This is a genomic window from Burkholderia sp. WSM2232, from assembly GCF_000472545.1.
GTDB lineage: Bacteria > Pseudomonadota > Gammaproteobacteria > Burkholderiales > Burkholderiaceae > Paraburkholderia.
The window spans coordinates 315969-333498 of the sequence record NZ_KI421432.1; the positions used below are offsets into that span (position 1 = coordinate 315969).

Annotated in this window: 15 protein-coding genes and 1 pseudogene; 7 read left to right on the forward strand and 9 right to left on the reverse strand. The window is 61.3% G+C overall.

Annotated features, from left to right (window positions below):
• Window positions 1-20: 20 nt before the first annotated feature.
• The 3 genes and pseudogenes from F757_RS0131230 to F757_RS34470 form a co-directional block, all read right to left on the reverse strand.
• Window positions 21-1268: an MFS transporter gene (locus F757_RS0131230; RefSeq protein ID WP_027214773.1), complete on the reverse strand. Its 1248-nt coding sequence runs from the start codon at window positions 1266-1268 to the stop codon at window positions 21-23.
• A 137-nt stretch (window positions 1269-1405) separates the two neighbouring features.
• The gene (locus F757_RS0131235; RefSeq protein WP_013342450.1) at window positions 1406-1729 is read right to left on the reverse strand and encodes a hypothetical protein; all 324 of its coding nucleotides are present in this window, start codon (window positions 1727-1729) and stop codon (window positions 1406-1408) included.
• Window positions 1730-1851: 122 nt separating this feature from the next.
• Window positions 1852-2906, reverse strand: a pseudogene (locus F757_RS34470) (porin).
• Between the two features lie 394 nt (window positions 2907-3300).
• On the opposite strand from F757_RS34470, the gene F757_RS0131245 reads away from it, so the two are divergent.
• Window positions 3301-4212, forward strand: a complete 912-nt coding sequence (locus F757_RS0131245; RefSeq protein ID WP_013342448.1) for a helix-turn-helix domain-containing protein — start codon at window positions 3301-3303, stop codon at window positions 4210-4212.
• A 1-nt stretch (window position 4213) separates the two neighbouring features.
• On the opposite strand, the gene F757_RS0131250 is transcribed toward F757_RS0131245, so the two are convergent.
• Window positions 4214-5221: a LysR substrate-binding domain-containing protein gene (locus F757_RS0131250; RefSeq protein ID WP_027214774.1), complete on the reverse strand. Its 1008-nt coding sequence runs from the start codon at window positions 5219-5221 to the stop codon at window positions 4214-4216.
• Between the two features lie 138 nt (window positions 5222-5359).
• Between F757_RS0131250 and F757_RS0131255 the strand changes: the two genes are divergently transcribed.
• Complete coding sequence (locus F757_RS0131255) at window positions 5360-6574, forward strand: MFS transporter (RefSeq protein ID WP_084531099.1); 1215 nt, start codon at window positions 5360-5362, stop codon at window positions 6572-6574.
• 232 nt (window positions 6575-6806) lie between these two features.
• On the forward strand, window positions 6807-7841 hold the full coding sequence (locus F757_RS0131260; protein WP_027214776.1) for a sensor domain-containing diguanylate cyclase: 1035 nt from the start codon (window positions 6807-6809) through the stop codon (window positions 7839-7841).
• Between the two features lie 2 nt (window positions 7842-7843).
• On the opposite strand, the gene F757_RS0131265 is transcribed toward F757_RS0131260, so the two are convergent.
• Genes F757_RS0131265 through F757_RS0131285 form a run of 5 tightly spaced genes read right to left on the reverse strand, consistent with a single transcriptional unit; the run spans window position 7844 to window position 12906 of the window.
• A complete protein-coding gene (locus tag F757_RS0131265; RefSeq protein WP_027214777.1) occupies window positions 7844-9259 on the reverse strand; it encodes a purine-cytosine permease family protein in 1416 nt (471 codons plus the stop codon).
• Between the two features lie 42 nt (window positions 9260-9301).
• Window positions 9302-10459 (reverse strand): acetylornithine deacetylase, encoded by a 1158-nt coding sequence (gene argE / locus F757_RS0131270; protein ID WP_027214778.1) that lies wholly within the window; start codon window positions 10457-10459, stop codon window positions 9302-9304.
• Window positions 10452-11129: a DUF1028 domain-containing protein gene (locus F757_RS0131275; RefSeq protein WP_027214779.1), complete on the reverse strand. Its 678-nt coding sequence runs from the start codon at window positions 11127-11129 to the stop codon at window positions 10452-10454. Before F757_RS0131275 ends, argE begins: the two co-directional genes overlap by 8 nt.
• A 10-nt stretch (window positions 11130-11139) precedes the next feature.
• Window positions 11140-11580 (reverse strand): RidA family protein, encoded by a 441-nt coding sequence (locus F757_RS0131280; RefSeq protein WP_027214780.1) that lies wholly within the window; start codon window positions 11578-11580, stop codon window positions 11140-11142.
• A gap of 18 nt (window positions 11581-11598) precedes the next feature.
• Window positions 11599-12906: a flavin-containing monooxygenase gene (locus tag F757_RS0131285; RefSeq protein ID WP_027214781.1), complete on the reverse strand. Its 1308-nt coding sequence runs from the start codon at window positions 12904-12906 to the stop codon at window positions 11599-11601.
• Between the two features lie 163 nt (window positions 12907-13069).
• Between F757_RS0131285 and F757_RS0131290 the strand changes: the two genes are divergently transcribed.
• From F757_RS0131290 to F757_RS0131305, 4 genes are all read left to right on the forward strand, one after another.
• Window positions 13070-13996 carry a LysR family transcriptional regulator gene (locus F757_RS0131290; protein WP_027214782.1) on the forward strand — a complete coding sequence of 309 codons (927 nt, stop codon included), beginning with the start codon at window positions 13070-13072 and terminating at the stop codon, window positions 13994-13996.
• A gap of 136 nt (window positions 13997-14132) precedes the next feature.
• Complete coding sequence (locus F757_RS0131295) at window positions 14133-15269, forward strand: SRPBCC family protein (protein WP_027214783.1); 1137 nt, start codon at window positions 14133-14135, stop codon at window positions 15267-15269.
• Between the two features lie 21 nt (window positions 15270-15290).
• A complete protein-coding gene (locus tag F757_RS0131300) occupies window positions 15291-16472 on the forward strand; it encodes an ABC transporter ATP-binding protein (RefSeq protein ID WP_027214784.1) in 1182 nt (393 codons plus the stop codon).
• Window position 16473: 1 nt separating this feature from the next.
• Window positions 16474-17520: an ABC transporter substrate-binding protein gene (locus F757_RS0131305; protein ID WP_027214785.1), complete on the forward strand. Its 1047-nt coding sequence runs from the start codon at window positions 16474-16476 to the stop codon at window positions 17518-17520.
• The last annotated feature ends 10 nt before the right edge of the window (window positions 17521-17530 follow it).

The window sequence follows — 17530 nt, forward strand, 5'->3', positions numbered from 1 at the left end:
CAATGCTGGATCAGGACGCGTCATTCGAGCGCCGCGCCTTTGAGCTCCGGAATCAGCACGAGCGTGGCCCCCATGTCCAGCACGTATAGCGCCGCAAGCAACCCGATCGCGATCTGAAACGAGTACTGCGCGGCGAGCGCACCGACCACCAGTGGTCCTAGCCCGCCGATTGCGCGGCCCACGTTCCACAGCACGTTTTGCGCGGTGGCCCGCACCGCTGTCGGATACGCTTCGGACATGAGCGTGCCGTATCCCCCCACCATGCCGTTGACGAACATGCCCATCAGCGCGCCGGCCCAAAGCATCGTGACCGGGTCGGACAACCGCGAATACGCGAGCACCATGACCACTGCGCCGATCTGGTAAAGAATGAAAGTGGGCTTGCGGCCAATGCGGTCGGCCAGATGGCCGAAGAGCCACACGCCGGCCATCATGCCGAGGACCGTAACGGCCGTCCAAAGACCCGAGCGCGTCAACGAGAAACCTAGTTGTTTGGAGAGGAACGTCGGCATCCAGATCATGATTCCGTAGTAGCCGAAGTTCTGAACCGAACACAGAATCACAATGCCGAGGCTCGTGCGCGCCGCGCGGCCATTGGCGAACAGCAGCGCAAAGCGGCTCGCGGTACGCACCGGTTGCTGGCTTCTCACGAAGACCTCCGGTTCATGCAACTTGTTGCGCAGTACCCAGGCGACCACTGCGGGTAGCACGCCCACGGCGAACATACCTCGCCAACCGATATGCAGAAGCAGCAGCGGCGTCAGCAGTGCCGCGAGCAACACTCCGCTTTGCCAACCCAGTGCGACGTACGACGAGACCCGCGCGCGTTTGCTCGCCGGCCAAGCTTCCGCGGCGAGCGCCATGCCAATGCCGAACTCGCCGCCCAGACCGATTCCGGCGATGGTCCGGTAGGCGAGCAAGTCCCAGAATCCCTGCGCGAACGCACATAGGCCGGTGAATACCGCAAACAGCAGAATGGTCCAGGTCAGCACACGCACCCGGCCATACCGGTCGCTCAGCGCACCGAAAATCACGCCGCCGGCAACCGCGCCGATCAGCGTCCAGGTGACGAGCGCGCCGGCCTGCTGGCCGCTCAGGTGCAAAGCGGCAGAGATGGCCGGCAACATGAAGCCCAGAATCAGCAAATCGAAACCGTCCATCGCGTAGCCGATCGCGGAGCCGGCCAGCACTTTCCACGCATAACGGGACACCTGCTCAGCGGTTTGTGCCGCTGGTGCGGCTGTCGAAGATTGAAGGTTTGCTTGCATGATCTTTCCGGTGCATGAGGGGTGACTTCTCTGACGGCGCATGAGGTGTCGCGTCGAACGATGCTGGCACGGGTTTCATTTTTTGGACAATAGCCCCATGCGGCCAGGCGTCAGAGAAGCCTTTGATGGATGCAGCGTCACACGAACAGGTCGGCTGACATCTGCGCTGCGAAGCGGTTAAGCGCGGACAGCAGCGCGCTATCCGATGCGCCGCTGGCATCGCTCAGTTCTCGCGCCTGCGCGCGCAGGTCGGCGAGAAACGCGCGCACGGTTTCATTCGTCACCGCCACACCTTCCTGCCGCTCCGTGAAGGTTGCCGCAGCCTGCGCGAGCAGAATCAGTGCTGCCGATTCACGCCCCTGTGGCGCGGCCGCATCGCGGCACTGCGCGGCGAACCGGTGAATGTCAGAAAAACCAACGATGTCCTGCGAAAGCCATTGGGCAGCAGTTTGAAGATTCACCTTGATACTCCTTTGTCTAAATATTTAGACTACTCGCGCATGTTCGAGATTGCAAGCGCCGATTTGGTGGGACTAACCCCGAGCATTTCTCGGGTCTCGAAAAGCGGTGCGTTCATGGGGCGTCAAAAGCGCGTTCTCACGCCTGCGCCATACGTCACGCCCGTGGATTGCCTGCTGAAATGATCGAGCTTGATTGCGGTGTAGAGGTCAGTGCGCTTGGACAGCGGATAGTCATAACCGAGCGCCCCAGTGCTGCGATGTTCGCCGTTGCCAAGGCTGCCGCTCGAGCGCGTATAGGCATAGCTGGCCATCAGCGTGCCTACGTCGATGGGTACGGTCGCGCCGATCTCCGCGGTGTCGCCGTGAAAATTGCCGCCGCGCGAGCGGTTCTGGATGTCCATATACTGCACGAAAACCTTGACCACGCGCAGGTCGTATGACGCTCGAGTTGCACGGTGCTCTGGCTGCGCAGGCCCGGAACGGTGGCAAGCGCGTTGCCGAGATCGCCGGCGCTTACGCTGAAGTTGATGTACTGGTAGATCGCCGCGGCCGCGAACGGCCCGCGCGTGAAATTCGCGTTGACGCTCCACTTCTTCGCACCATTTTGGCCCGCCGTATTGCCGAGCGCATACAAGAGGCCCGCATTGAACCCCGCGAACGTAGGACTGGCGTAGGCCACCGCGTTGTTCCATGCCGAATCGCCGACCACCCCTTCGGTGCCGAGGCCCTTGAAGGTGTGGAAGATCATCGGCGAAAACGTGTACGAATTGAACAACGGATTGAACTGGATGGTTGCGAGATACAGCGGCGTTGTAATGCGCCCGGCTCGCAGCTGGCCATACTTCGTCGATAGTCCGACAAATGCGTTGCGCGAAAAAAAGCTGTCGCCGGCGTAGCGGCCGTATGAGCCGTTCTGCGGCTGGAAATAGCTCTCCAGGACGAAGAAGGCCGAATTGCCGCCGCCCAGGTTCTCGGTACCGCTCAAGCCCCAGAACGAGGTCGACATTCCGCCGCCCTGTTCGACCACTGCGGCATGGCCGCCGGGGTTCTTCACCGAGCCGACGAACACGTCCGCCAAGCCGTAAAAGGTGACGTTGGACTGCGCCCGCCCCGATTGCGCGCCTGCTGCGAGGCACACGGCCAGCAAAGCCGACCAGTGATTGCGTTGCAACTTCATTGCCTTCTCTCCTCCGGTCCTTGGTGGCCGGTGCGTTTTGCCTTGCATGGGTAATGCGCCCGCTCACGCGATGCTTCGCGTAAGCGGCGCTTCGTTTCGACGGCAGCGAAGCTGCCCCTTCAGTCTATTTTTATAGACTTAGCAGACATGGCATCGCCAACCGGAATGCGCTCGCGGCCCCGGGGCGAAGGCGCGTCCGCAGTGTCACCCGCGGATCTATCCAGGCTCGCCAAGCTGCCGTCTACATTAAAATACACGAGACAAAAAGATAGACAAGCGTTTGATCTGTCTATCGACGTCCGAACGCCCATGGCGCAGAATGCCCGCCACAACTGCTGTCAGCGCGACGACGACAACCCGCCCGGGTATATTTAAGTAAACGACGAGGGCTTGAATGAACGCCACCACCCGAAAAAAGCGCCCGCACGGCGCACGCTTCGATTTTCAGAGCATCGGCGAACGTTTGCGGGCTTATCGGATCGCCGCCGAACTGCGCAGCGAAGATGTCGCCGAGCGGCTGAATATTTCGCGCGCCGCCGTCTACAAGCTGGAGCGAGGCGAGATCGTCAAGATTGATACGCTCGAACGTCTGGCAGCGCTGTTCGGCGTCTCGCTCGCCAATCTGCTTGGTGTGGAAGTGGAGTACCACGACTCGGCCGTCAGTTACTTCGAGCGCATGCGGCAACTGGAGAGCCGCTCCGCACGGATCGTCGCTCACTTCGATCCATTCTCTTTCCTGCTGACGTCCGAAGAGTACGACGGCTGGCTGAGGCATATGCTCGAGGAAAGCATTCCGCCCTTGCTGACCGATGCCGCGTGGGAACAGACGCTTACGCGCGTCATGTCCATTCTGGCCGACCGCAAGGCCGCCTTCCGGCAAGCGCGTCCGAACGTCACCAGCCTGATCGGCCTGCGCCAGATCGAGCAGTTCCTGCATCACGGACTGGTTGGGCGCCTTGGCTTGCCGCCGGGTGTGCAACTGGAAAGAAAGCTCGCTGCGCGCCGGGAGGTAGCGAGAATCATAGACATGCTCTCGCGCGATACCGAAGGCATTCGCATCGGCATTGTGAGCGACAACATGCCAAACGAAACCTTCCAGATTTTCGAGGACGCCGAGAAAGCCTATGTCGCCGTCTCGCCGTTCCGGCTCGGAGAACTGCCGAACATTCGCACCGGTATCGCGACCATCACCACCGCACCGGATGCAGTAACGATGTATCGCAAGATGATAGACCGGCTGTGGGCTGACGCAGCGAAGGGCGAGGAAGGGGCTGCGCTGCTCGCGGGGTTGCTGGAGCGCGTGTGAACTAGCTGGCGCGGGCTTTCTTCCTGCGTTGCACCGTGCTGCGGCGGGCTCCGGGCGCGGGCGGGCGGCTGCCTGGCGCCGCCGCATCTTGCGCGGCCGCCACCGTGATCCACTTTCTGAAGGCAATGACCGCGTCGTCGTTCGCGCGATCGGTGTTGACGACCAGCGTGTAATCGGGTCCGCGCCATGCGTGCTCTACTATCGGACACACGAGGCGCCCGGTCGCGATCTCGCGTTCGATGAGCGGCAGCGACGCCAACGTAACGCCGAGGCCCGCCGTAGCCGCGCCCAATTGAAGGAACACATGATCGAAGTGAAGATGGCGGGCAGCCTGTAGACCCGGCGCGCCGGCTGCGCGCAGCCAGTCGCTCCACGCAGTGCGCGTGCTCGTGGAGTGAAGCAGCGTGTGATTTCGCAGATCGGCAACCGTTCTGATCGGGCGGCTTTGCAGCACTGCCGGACTGCAGGCCGGCACGCGCAAGTCGGGCATCAAGGCCGTGGACGTGAGACCAGTTGCCTCCTCGGGCCCGGAGCGTACGCCTACGTCGAATGCGTCGCCCACGTAGCGCAACTTGCGCGAGGTCGTGGAGAGTCGCACTTCGATGTCCGGATAGCGCGCCTCGAAATCGGCAAGGCGCGGTATCAGCCAGCATAGTGCAAAGCTCGCAAGCGCATTGACGCGCACCAGACCCGATATGCGACGCGTAGCCGGTTCGTGGCGCAGCCGGGTAACTGAACTGCTCAGGCGCACGAATGCACCGTTGACATCGTTAAGCAGCGCGGCACCTTCGTCAGTAGGAACGACGCCGCGTGAGCGGCGCTCAAAAAGCGGCACCCCGAACCAGTCTTCCAGCAATCGAATCTGTTTGCCGACCGCCCAATGGGTGACGTGCAGATCGCTCGCCGCGGCGGCGAAACTCCCGAGGCGGGCGACAGCCTCGAAGTGCCGCAACGCATTGAGCGGCGGCAGATTATCCGCGGCTTTCGCCGAGCCTTTGTGTGTGCCCATTAGTGACTTTTTCTCCCGTTTGACTCAATTTTACTTCAGTTGTGACAGATTGCTTGCGGCCCTAGACTGTAGGTGCCCCCAAACCAGCACTGCGCTGAAATCCCCGGCAGTCCCCGCGCCGGTGCAATCCTTGGAACCATGAGACTTTTTTCTTTCTCTTCCGCAACCGCAGACGTGACCGGCAAAGCTGCGGAGTCCTCTGCCGCTTCACCCCGGCGTGTGTTGTGGCTCTCGTGCACGGCGCACGCGCTGCACGACGGCTACACCGACATGATCTACGCGTTGCTGCCCGTATGGCAGACAGACTTTGGACTCGGTTACGGTGCGCTGGCCATGTTGCGCGCCGTCTATGCCGGCACCATGGCGACGCTGCAATTGCCCGCCGGTCGCGTCGCGCGCGCCTTCGGCACGCGAGCGACGCTCGCATTAGGTACGTTGCTCGCGGCACTGGGCTATGCAGTCGCGGGCATGTCTGGAACCTTGCTGGGCCTGTGCGTCGCGCTCGCCATCTCGGGAGGCGGCTCGAGCACGCAGCATCCCCTTGCTTCGGGCGCGGTTTCGCGGGCATATGGACGCAACGCCCGGGGGCCGCTCAGCATCTACAACTTCGCAGGCGACCTGGGCAAGTCGGCGTTGCCGGCGGCCATTTCGCTTCTCATCACCATCATGCCGTGGCGCCATGCGCTATGGGCCATGTCCGCCGTCGGTGTCGTGGTCGCGATAGTGCTTGCACTTTTTCTCCCGTCGGTGCCGCGAGCCGAAGCTTCCGCAGAAGAGACTTCAAACCACGGCGGCGGCAATTCGCGCGCAGGCTTTTCGGTGCTGTTTACGATCGGCGTACTGGACACGGCGGTGCGCATGGGCTTGTTGACCTTCCTGCCGTTTCTGCTCAAAGCAAAAGGTATCTCGCAGCCAATGCTGGGTACGGCACTCGCTCTCGTCTTTATTGGCGGCGCAGCGGGCAAATTCATATGTGGCTGGCTCGGCGCGCGCATGGGCGTAATCGGAACCGTGTTCGCCACTGAAGGCGGTACGGCTGCGTTGATTCTTGCCGTGATCTATCTGCCGCTCGTGCCCGCGTTGATCTTGCTGCCGCTCGTTGGCGCGATGCTCAACGGCACCTCGTCCGTGCTTTATGGAACCGTGCCGGAACTGACCCCGGTCGAGCGTACCGAGCGAGCATTCGCGCTCTTTTATACAGGGGTGATTGCTTCAGGCGCATTGGCTCCGATTGCTTATGGATTCCTCGGCGATCGAATCGGCGTATATGGCGCGACTATCGCCACCGCAGCCACGGCGTTAGCGATCTTGCCTCTGGCGCTCGTACTTCGTCCACATCTGCGCACCGCGTGAGCTTCCGGGCATGCTGCCAGGTTTGCAATCGGCAAATCCCGAAGCGAGCGGCGCGGGTCCGTGAACCACATCTCTTCTTCATCGCACCCGCACGGCCGGCCTCGCAGCCGAAACCTGCATCACAAGTTTCATCCGCAAAGTCGGCCCAGTGACTATCATGTGCTAATCGGGGTGCTGAGATTAACGCTCAGGCATCGCTGCACAGTCAAAGTCCACTGGAGAGGAACGACCGATGGAGGAAACGCTGGAAGGCCTGTCGGCCACTGTCGCGAAGGCGAACAGTCTGGAGGCGCTCGCGCGACCGTTGCTGGAAATGCTGGAGGTCGTGACCGGTCTTGAATCGACCTATCTGACATCGATCGACCTGGAGAACGCGGTCCAGTCGATTACGATTGCCCGCAATACAGGCGAGCTCCTGATTCCCGAGGGGTTGTCCGTTCCGTGGTCGGACACGCTGTGCAAGCGCTGCCTCGAACAGGGCAAGCAGGTCGTGTCGAACGTGCGGGACGTCTGGGGCGACTCGCAGGCGGCGGCCGACCTGGGCATTCAGACGTACGCAAGCGCGCCTGTGTGCGGCAGCAATGGTGAGGTCATCGGCACGCTTTGCGCCGCCGGCAAAACCAGCAAAAAACTCGGCCCACGGGCACGCAGTGCGCTCAACATCTTTTCAAAACTCATCGCCCAGCACATTGAACGCGAGCGCCTGCTCGAGGAATTGCGCCGGTCCAACGAGTATCTGGCAAAACATTCACTTACCGACTCATTGACCGACCTGCCCAACCGGCGCGCGCTGCACGACGAGCTTGGCCGCTTGCTCGCGCGGGCCGCACGCGACGGCTCGTATGTACTCGTAGGGCTGTTCGATCTGGACGGCTTCAAGGAGATCAACGACGAGTTCGGGCACATCGTCGGCGACCAGGTTTTGACGCAATGCGCGGGCCGCCTCGCGGGCATCGTGCGCGACAGCGACATGCTCGCGCGCATAGGCGGCGACGAGTTCGCCTTCGTCGGACCCGCGCCTGCCGACGAGGCCGCCGCGAACAGCGCGGCCACCGAACTGGCGGCCCGCGCGGAAGCGGTCACGGCTGGCACCTACACACTCCGCGACAGGCGCCTACCATTTGCCGGCGTGAGTGCGGGCGTGGTGGCCGTGCGCTTCGTTTCGGTGGACCAGGCGCTCAACCTGGCCGACACCGCCATGTATCGCGCCAAGCGCGCGCGCAAGCAGTTGCTGGGCGGCACTCTTCCGCCTTCCACGGGCGGGTGATTTCAAGGCTGGCGCGCAACTTCCGCGCGCATCGTCTTGCGTCGATACTGCGTGTCGCGCGTCGCCAGCCAGTAATACAGCGGTGAAGTCAGCACGAGCCCAATGACCCACGACAGGTCCGCACCATCCAGGTACTTGGGCACGGGGCCCGCATACATCGGCGTATTCATGAACGGAATCTGCACGAGAATGCCAATCGCGTAAGCAAGCAACGCCTGCGGATTGAAGCGCCCGTAGATGCCGCCATCCACCTTGAAGATGGAGCCGATGTCATAATGGCCCTTGTGAATCACATAGAAGTCGATCAGATTGATGGCGGTCCACGGCACCAGCACCACGAGCAAGGCGAGCACCAGGTCGACAAGATTGCCGACGAAGTTCGTGGATGCGCCGATTGCGAAATAGCAGCACGCAAGCAGAATGACGATCGAGAGCACCGCACGGGCTCTCGCCGTCGGAATCCAGCGATATGCGAACGTCTGCAATGACGTGATCACTGCGAGCACCGCGCCATACAGGTTCAACGCGTTATGGCTGATCACGCTCAGAAGAAACAGCACGAGCATTAGCGAGCCGAGCGGACCGGTTGCCGTCTTGACCGCATCCATCGCATCGGCGCCGGGCGGCACGGCAAGCACAGCAACCGCACCGAACACGAACGCGAGCGTGGAGCCGATCGTACAGCCGAGATACGTCGCCCAGAATGTGGACGACACACGCACGTTCTGCGGCAGATAACGTGAATAGTCGGACACGTACGGTGCGAATGCGATCTGCCACAACGCAGAGAGCGACACCGTGGCGAGCCAGCCCGCGATATTGAAGCCGCCGCGGGTGAAGAAGTCATCGGTGGCAATATGCGTCAGGATATAAACAAATCCAACGAAAATGCCGATGCCCAGCACACAGGTTCCGATGCGGTTCAAAATATGAATGAACCTGTATCCAATGATGCCGATGAGACCGGAACCGAGTGCGCCAATAACGATGCCTACCGGCACCGACACGCCATTTTCGATTCCATGCAGAGACTTGCCGGCGAGCACAATATTGGACGCAAAGAAGCCGACATACATCACACCCGCAATCACTGTCACGAGCAGCGCGCCCCACGAGCCGAACTGCGCGCGGCTTTGAATCATCTGCGGGATGCCCATTTGCGGACCCTGCGCCGAATGCAGCGCCATCAGCACGCCGCCCACTAGTTGCCCGACGACAATTGCGACAATGCCCCATAGCAGGTTCAGATGGAAGATCTGCACGCCTAGTGCGCCGGTCACGATTGGCAGTGGCGCAATGTTGCCGCCGAACCAGAGCGTGAACAGATCGCGCACCTTGCCGTGCCGGTCCTCAGGGGGCACGTAGCCAATCGTATGTTTTTCGATCAACGGTGCGGTATTGCTTTGCGCAGTGTTCAAATTGCGTCTCCTGCCAATGCCGGCGTGCGGCATCGGCGTTATTCAGATTGAGAGGTGATCGGCCAGGCGGAGCAGCATCGCGTCGCACTCGCGCAATTGCTCGGACGTGATGTATTCGTCGGGCTTATGCCCCTGGTCCATGCTGCCTGGTCCGCACACGACGGTCGGAATGCCCGCCTGTTCGAACAGACCGCCTTCGGTGCCGAACGCCACGGTGCCGAATTCCGTCGATCCGCACAGCAGCGCGAGCAGACGAGCCGCTTCGCTATCAGGCGATGTCGCGAGGCCTGGATAGGCCGACAGCGATCGCATTCTGATGTCCGTATCTGCCTTCACGGCGCGCATTTTCGGCAGCAGCTCAGCCTCGGCATAGCTCTGCAGGCGCTGCGCTACCTGATTGGCGTCGAAGCCCGGCAACGCCCGCACTTCGAAGTCGAATTCGCATTCGGCCGGCACGATATTGAGTGCACGACCGCCCTTGATGACACCGGTCTGCACCGTCGAATACGGCGGATCGAATCGTTCGTCGCGATACGCCGGCTGCGCGAGTTCCTCGCCGATCTGGTCGAGGTGATTGATAAGACGCGCCGCATACTGAATCGCGTTGACGCCATACGGCGCGTAGGCCGAATGACACGCTGCGCCTTTCACGCAGCAGCGCATGGCCAGCTTGCCTTTGTGGCCAAGCACAGGTTTCAGCAGCGTTGGTTCGCCGATCAGACACAACACCGGTTTGTGCTCGCGCTGTGCGAGTTGCTCGAGCATTGGGCGCACGCCAAGACATCCAACTTCTTCGTCGTACGAGAACGCGAGATGCACGGGCATCTTCAGATTACGTTCGACGAACGTCGGCACCGCCGCCAGCACCGAAGCAAGAAAGCCCTTCATGTCGGCCGTGCCGCGTCCAAACAGGCGTCCGTCTTTCTCGATCAGACGGAACGGGTCCACGGTCCACGCCTGGCCGTCCACGGGCACTACATCCGTATGACCCGACAGCGCAATGCCACCGCGATCGCGCGGGCCGATTGTCGCGAAGAGACTGGCCTTGGTGCGCTCGTCGTTATAGAACAATTCGCATTGAACGTCGTGCGCCGCGAGGTAGTCGCGGATGAACTCGATCATCGCGAGATTCGAATCGCGGCTGACGGTTGCGAAGCCGATCAGCTTTTCGAGCAACGCGCGGCTCGACATCTCACTCATCGCCAGGCACTCCGTAGCTCGGCGCGGCGGTGGGATTCAACGCACGGGTCACGTAGTCGTTCATCTGCGGTTCGTAGGCACTCCACAGGTCGGCGAGCTTGCCGATCGGATCGTCGTCGGCCCAATCGACGCGCAGATCGACGAGCGGCCAGCTCAGATCGCTCACAATCTTCAGCGCCGCCGAATGTACGGGACCAGCTTCGCCGCCGGCAGCCATCGCAGCGCGCATCGCTGCAAGCAGCCGGTCGGCAAGCTGACCCGTGGCGTTGGCAAAAGCCGCGGGCATCGCTTCGATCACATGCTTGCCGGACAGCATGTTGCCGGCCGCGACGCATTGATTGCCGGCGACGGCATGATAGGTGCCTAGCGCTTCCTTGCCGCTGAAGAATGCCGTGCGGCCCTGCGCATCGATCACCGTCACTTGCCGGAACTCGCTCCATTCGTTGGCATCCAGCGCGCGTTTCAGCGCCTCGGCAGGAGCGAGTTGCCCGTCAGCTAGAAGCTCGAGAATCTGCGGCCCGAGTGCGGGCAACGTGACGTTCTGCGTGGCGACCGCGCCCACGCCTGCCCGAAGCCACGGACAGCGCGCGCCGACGGCAATGCTCGACGAACTGATTGCAATGCCGAGCTGCCCCGTCTTCTCACAACGACCGACGATAGAGAATGTCATGCATCGCTCCTCAAGCTTTGGCGGGCGGCGTCCATCCATCCGGAATGACGGCGATCACGTCGATCTCCATCAACCATTCCGGCTGCCCCAGCGCGACCACGGTCAGACCCGTGGAAATCGGAAACACGCCCTTGAGCCACTTGCCGACTTCACGATAGACCGGCTCGCGAAAACGCACGTCCGTGAGGTACGTCGTCGTCTTGACGATGTGCGAAAGATCGCTGCCCGCTTCTTCGAGCAACTGCTTGACGTTCTTCATCGCCTGTTCGGCTTGCGCGCGCGGATCGCCCAGACCGACGAGATTGCCCGCGAAGTCCGTACCGATCTGTCCGCGCACATACACCGTATTGCCGGCACGCACGGCCTGGCAAAGATCGTTGTCTAGCGTCTGGTTCGGATACGTGTCCTTCGTGTTGAACATGCGGATACGGGTATGGGTAGGCTGACTCATCTGTTGACCTCGAATGCTTTAATTGGCTTGAACGCTTTCTTCACGCGGCTGCTTTTGCGCCTCGGTTCGGGGCGCGTCGTAATACGCCTGATATTTGCGTTGCGTAACGATGTGATCGGCAACGTGCTTTGCGTCATGCCACACGCCCCAAATGAATGCGGAGCCGCGGCGCGACAACCAGGGAAGCCCGAGGAAATACACGCCCGGTTCTTTCGATACACCGCGCTGATGCATAGGCTTGCCCTTTGCGTCGAAGGTGTCGACTTGCAGCCAATTGAAATCGGTTGCATAGCCTGTCGCCCAGATGATCGACGTAACGCCCGCTTGCGCCAGATCGAGATCGAGCAGCGGATGCGTCACACAATCCGGGTCCGGCGGAATAAGGCGCGCTTCCGGTTCGGCCGGAAGATCCAGACCGTTTCGCGCAGCATAGGCGTCTGCCGCATCGAGTAGAGACAGATAGTTTTCATCGCCACGGGCAATGTTTTCTGCGAGATCGGCGTTGAAGTGGACCACGTTGTCATCGAACGAACGGGTCAGACCGACGAGCGTTATCCCCTCATGGGCGAGGCGCCGGAAGTCGACGGTGTGACCGCCGCGGGCACCGCTCACCGCAATCGTCACATGTTCGCGGCCCGGCTTCATGACTTCCGCATCCCACTCGCCGAGCACGCCCAACCACCAGCAGAAGTCACGTCCGCGATAGGCACGCGGCGGACGATCGTGCGCGCCCACCGACAGGTACACGCGGCGGCCCGCGCGGTTCAGCTCATCGGCAATCTGCACGCCCGACGATCCCGCACCCACCACCAGCACGCCGCCCGGCGGCAGTTGCTGCGGGTTGCGATAGTCGGCCGAATGAATCTGCGTGAGCGAAGCAGTCTGCGGGGCGATGGGCGGAATCACCGGCTTTTGGAACGGCCCGGTCGCCACGACCACGCGCTTTGCTTCGATCACGCCGTCCGACGTTTCCACGGTAAAGCCTTCGCGACCCGTGTTGCGCACGACCTTTCTCACTTCGACGCCGGTCCGGATAGGTGCGTCGAATTTTTTGGCGTAAGCCACGAAGTAGTCGGCGACTTCTTCCTTGGGCGCAAACGCATCTGGCCCGGTTTCGGGGAATTCGAGCCCCGGAAAGCGATCGTGCCATGCCGGGCCGTTCGCGACGAGCGAATCCCAGCGTCCCGTGCGCCAGCGCTCTGCTATGCGAGCGCGCTCGAGCACCAGATGCGGCACGCCGTGTCGGCTCAAATGTTCGCTCATGGCGATGCCGGCCTGGCCGGCGCCCACCACGAGCGTGTCAATTGACGTTGTTCCCACTGTCATGGCTATGTCCTTCCGAGAGGCGTTATTGCGTCGTCAGAATCTACGCGCCGATGGGGGATCAATAAAATATTTTCAAAAAATGCAATGCATCGGAATTACCTATGCAACGTTTTTTGTCCACTTCACAATGCGGCGCATCCCGCCCCACGAAAGAAACGTCCCGATGGAAAGCCATCCTCTACGGTATTCGCTGCGCCAGCTTCGCTACTTCGTCGTCACGGCGGAAGCGCTGTCCTTCACCGCAGCGGCCCGCAAGCTGCACATATCGCAGCCCTCCATTTCCACGGCCCTCGCGGATCTGGAAGTGTCCTTCGGCGTCCAGCTGTTCATTCGACATCACGCAAGTGGTCTGTCGCTGACGCAGGCAGGGCGCGATCTGCTCGGCCAGGCGCGCAATCTGCTGAAGATTGCGGAAGAACTGCAAATGGCCGCGAAAGAAATGGATGGCGGGATGACGGGCTCCATCGCGTTGGGCTGCCTCGTATCGCTGGCGCCTCCGCTGATGCCGCGCCTCATTGCCCGCTTTACCGAAGACCACGCTGGCATTTCGTTTCGCACCGTCGAAGCGCACCAGGACGCGCTACTGCGCGGCTTGCACGACGGCTCGCTGGATATCGCGCTCACCTATAGCCTCGATCTCACCGAGGACATTGCGTTCACACCGCTACTTTCGTTGCCGCCGTACGCCATTCTTCCGCGTACTCACCGGCTTGCCCGCGCGCGCAGGATCTCGCTTGCGGATTTGTTGTCCGAGCCTTACGTGATGCTCGATCTGCCGCACAGCCGCGAGTACTTTGCCGCGCTGTTCGATGCCGTCGGCAGTCGGCCGGTGCCCGCGTTTCATTCGTCGCAGCCCGAAGTGGTGCGCGGCATGGTGGCGAACGGCCTGGGCTATAGCCTCCTGAACTTCCCCCTCAAATCGAACCGGACTGTGGACGGCGAGGAGTTCGTCATTAAGCGCTTTAAAGACAATGTGAACGCGACGATGCTCGGCATCGCGCAATCGCGCACGATGAAGCCGCGACAGGTGGTGCATCGCTTCGCTTCGTTCTGCGAGAACTACATACGGCGGCTGCATATCGACGCCTGAGCGTCGCTGCATAGTTAAAAGCTTTGCTTTGTATCCGAAAACTATATTTTGACTGGCATATTGGCTTGATAGATTGAGTCCATGTCGAGCGCATTGCCGCACGCGCTCTTGCTCAACGGACGCAGGGATCAACGCCATGGACAACGCCACACTGAGCGAACTGGTCAACGCATTGCGCCTTGGCTGCGATCGGCCGTTCAGCGACGCGCGCGCGATGCCCCCGGGCGTCTACACATCGCCGGAGTTTCTGGCTCTTGAAGAGCGCGATATCTTCGACCATGAATGGCAGTGCGTGGGCCGCGCGAGTGCGCTGAAAGCTCCTGGCGATTACCTCACGGCACGCATCGGCGCACAGCCGGTCGTCGTGTTGCGCGACGAGCAGATGCAACTCAAGGCAATGTCCAACGTATGTCTGCATCGCATGTCCGTGTTGCTGGAAGGACGCGGCAATGTCCGGCGCATCGTGTGTCCCTATCACGCGTGGAATTACTCGCTCGACGGCGCATTGAAGGGCGCGCCCCTGATGGACCGCCAGGAGGGTTTCTGCAAGGAGAGATACGAGCTGCCCGCCGTGCGTTGCGAGCAATGGCAAGGCTGGATTTACGTCACGCTCGACCGGGACGCGCAACCGGTCCACGAGCAGCTTGCGGAATTGGGCACGCTGATCGATGCGTACGGCATGCAAGACTACATCGAAACTTTCTATGAAGAGCATGTGTGGGACACCAACTGGAAGATCCTCGCCGAAAACTTCATGGAGAGTTATCACCTGCCGATGCTTCATCGCGCGACAGTAGGACCGCACTCGCGACTCGAAGAAATGGATTGCCCGCCGGGTCGGGCGGCATTCAACTATCACTGGATCACCAAGGAAGCGTCGTTACCCATCGGCAACGCGCATCCTGACAACACGCGTTTGAGCGGGCACTGGCGCAAGACCACCGCGCTGCTAGCCGTCTATCCCACGCATCTGATTACGCTCACACCGGGCTATTTCTGGTATCTCGTGCTGCAACCGCAAGGCGTAGGCCGCGTGCATATCCGCTTCGGCGGCGGCCTCGCGCCGGAATTCGTCGCCGACCCGCAAGCAAACGCGCATATGGCCACGCTCAAGAAGTTGCTCGATGAGGTCAACGCCGAAGACAGGCGCGGCGTGGAAGCGGTTTTTCGCGGTGTGCATGCGCCGCTTGCAAAGCCGGGGCATCTCAGTCATCTCGAACGGCCAAATTATGATTTTGCGCGCTATCTCGCGAGCAAGCTGAAACCGCATTAAGAACGACAGGACGCAATCACGATGTCAAACCCTTCCTTCATCTCGTTCTCGGGCGTGAGCAAGTCGTACGACGGCACGAACTATGTCGTCGACGATCTGAACCTCGATGTGCGTAAGGGAGAATTCCTGTCGCTGCTGGGTCCGTCGGGCTCGGGCAAGACGACCACGCTGATGATGCTCGCGGGCTTCGAATCGCCGACACAAGGCGAGATTCGGCTCGACGGCAAGCGGCTCGACGACAAGCCGCCGCATCAGCGCGACATCGGCATGGTGTTTCAGAACTATGCGCTGTTCCCACATCTGACGATTGCGGAGAACGTGGCATTTCCCCTTTCTGTCCGACGCGTAAGCCGGGCCGAGCAGAAGGCGCGCGTCAAGCGTGCGCTCGACATGATCGAACTGCCGCATCTGGCGAATCGCCGCCCGTCGCAGCTCTCGGGCGGGCAGCAACAACGCGTTGCGCTTGCGCGCGCACTGGTATTCGAACCGAGTGTCGTCCTGATGGACGAACCGCTTGGCGCGCTCGACAAGCGCCTGCGCGAAACCATGCAATACGAGATCATGCGGCTGCATTGCGAGTTGGGTTTGACGATCGTCTATGTGACGCACGATCAGGCCGAAGCGTTGACCATGTCCGACCGCGTCGCCGTCTTCTCCGACGGCCGCATACAACAGGCGGCCACGCCAAGCGAACTCTATGAGAATGCGCAGAACGCTTTCGTTGCCAACTTTGTCGGCGAGAACAATGGCCTGACGGGGCGAGTGGTGAATTGCGACGACAGGTGGGCAACGCTCGCACTATCGGACGGCAGCGTCATTCGCGGACGCTACGAGCAGGGTTTGCGCACAGGCGACGAAGCCATGCTGGCGCTGCGCCCCGAGCGTGCGCATATTCCAGGCGCGGAAGGACTGCAACCCGACGAGCACCATAACGTTGTGCGCGCGCGGGTGGAAGAACTCGTTTATTGCGGCGACCATCATCGCGTGCATCTGAAGTTCGGCTTGCGCGATTCCCTCGTCGTGAAAGTACCCAATACGCAGCGCCATGCGCTCCCTTCGTCTGGCGACACCATAGAAGTCGCCTGGCGTCATGACGACTGCAAGATTCTCGCGGTGAGCGCACCGCCCCGCGCAACCGAGATCAATAGTCCCGCCACGCCCTCACCTTCACTCATCACGACCGCACCTGCAGGAGCCAACTGACATGCGCACTCAACTCAAAGCACAATGCGCCGCACTCGCTTTACTCGCCTTCGCCAGCGTGACAACGCAAGCAGCGGAAACGCTGAATGTCGTCACGTTCGGCGGCGCATTTGAAGCCGCGGCCAAAAAGGCCTGGATGGACCCGTTCACGCAAGCGAACGGCACCCAGTTCTCGCTCGAATCGTATGACGGCGGCCTCGCCAAGCTCTCGGCAATGGAACAGGCCAAGAATACGACGTGGGACCTGATCGACCTCGAGACGAACGATGCGATCACTGCATGCGATGAAGGTCTGCTCCAGAAGTTCGACAAGAAGGCACTCGGCAATACCAGTGACTTCATTCCCGGTTCGATCAGCGAATGTGCGGTCGCGAGCATGGTTTGGTCTACGGTCTACGCGTACGATTCGAGCAAGCTGAAGAGCGCGCCGACCACCGTCAACGATTTCTTCGACGTTCAGAAATTCCCGGGCAAGCGCGGCCTGCGCAAGTCGCCGAAAGTGGCGATGGAATGGGCGTTGATCGCCGACGGCGTCGATCCCAAAGATGTCTATAAAGTGCTCGGCACACCCGCAGGCGTCGACCGCGCGTTCAAGAAGCTCGACACAATCAAGAAGAACATTGTGTGGTGGGAATCCGGCGCGCAGGCGCCGCAGTTGCTGGCCGACGGTGCTGTCGTGATGGTGCAGGCCTATAACGGCCGCATCGACGACGCAATCAAAAAAGACCACAAGCCGTTCAAGACGGTGTGGGATGCGCAGGTCTATGACTTTGAATGGTGGGGCATTCCGAGCGGCGCGAAGCATGCCGATCTCGCATCGAAGTTCATCGTCTCGCAAGCGCAGCCCAAGGCGTCGGCGGACCTCGCGAAGTACATCGCCTATGCGCCGCCGCGCAAGCAGGCGGTAGCGCTCGTCGACAAACAGCGTCTTGCCGACATGCCGACCGCGCCGGACAACTTCAAGCGCGCCGTGCAGATCAACGCGAACTTCTGGGCCGATAACGCCGACGCGATCAACAAGCGCTTCCAGGTCTGGCTCACGCAGTAACCAGGTTCAC

What these genes read in the sequence shown, in the direction of transcription:
- F757_RS0131230 (WP_027214773.1), bottom strand. Translation starts at nt 1,268, where the DNA reads ATGCAAGCAAACCTTCAATCTTCGACAGCCGCACCAGCGGCACAAACC.
- F757_RS0131245 (WP_013342448.1), top strand. Translation starts at nt 3,301, where the DNA reads ATGAACGCCACCACCCGAAAAAAGCGCCCGCACGGCGCACGCTTCGAT.
- F757_RS0131250 (WP_027214774.1), bottom strand. Translation starts at nt 5,221, where the DNA reads ATGGGCACACACAAAGGCTCGGCGAAAGCCGCGGATAATCTGCCGCCG.
- F757_RS0131255 (WP_084531099.1), top strand. Translation starts at nt 5,360, where the DNA reads ATGAGACTTTTTTCTTTCTCTTCCGCAACCGCAGACGTGACCGGCAAA.
- F757_RS0131260 (WP_027214776.1), top strand. Translation starts at nt 6,807, where the DNA reads ATGGAGGAAACGCTGGAAGGCCTGTCGGCCACTGTCGCGAAGGCGAAC.
- argE (WP_027214778.1), bottom strand. Translation starts at nt 10,459, where the DNA reads ATGAGTGAGATGTCGAGCCGCGCGTTGCTCGAAAAGCTGATCGGCTTC.
- F757_RS0131275 (WP_027214779.1), bottom strand. Translation starts at nt 11,129, where the DNA reads ATGACATTCTCTATCGTCGGTCGTTGTGAGAAGACGGGGCAGCTCGGC.
- F757_RS0131280 (WP_027214780.1), bottom strand. Translation starts at nt 11,580, where the DNA reads ATGAGTCAGCCTACCCATACCCGTATCCGCATGTTCAACACGAAGGAC.
- F757_RS0131285 (WP_027214781.1), bottom strand. Translation starts at nt 12,906, where the DNA reads ATGACAGTGGGAACAACGTCAATTGACACGCTCGTGGTGGGCGCCGGC.
- F757_RS0131290 (WP_027214782.1), top strand. Translation starts at nt 13,070, where the DNA reads ATGGAAAGCCATCCTCTACGGTATTCGCTGCGCCAGCTTCGCTACTTC.
- F757_RS0131295 (WP_027214783.1), top strand. Translation starts at nt 14,133, where the DNA reads ATGGACAACGCCACACTGAGCGAACTGGTCAACGCATTGCGCCTTGGC.
- F757_RS0131300 (WP_027214784.1), top strand. Translation starts at nt 15,291, where the DNA reads ATGTCAAACCCTTCCTTCATCTCGTTCTCGGGCGTGAGCAAGTCGTAC.
- F757_RS0131305 (WP_027214785.1), top strand. Translation starts at nt 16,474, where the DNA reads ATGCGCACTCAACTCAAAGCACAATGCGCCGCACTCGCTTTACTCGCC.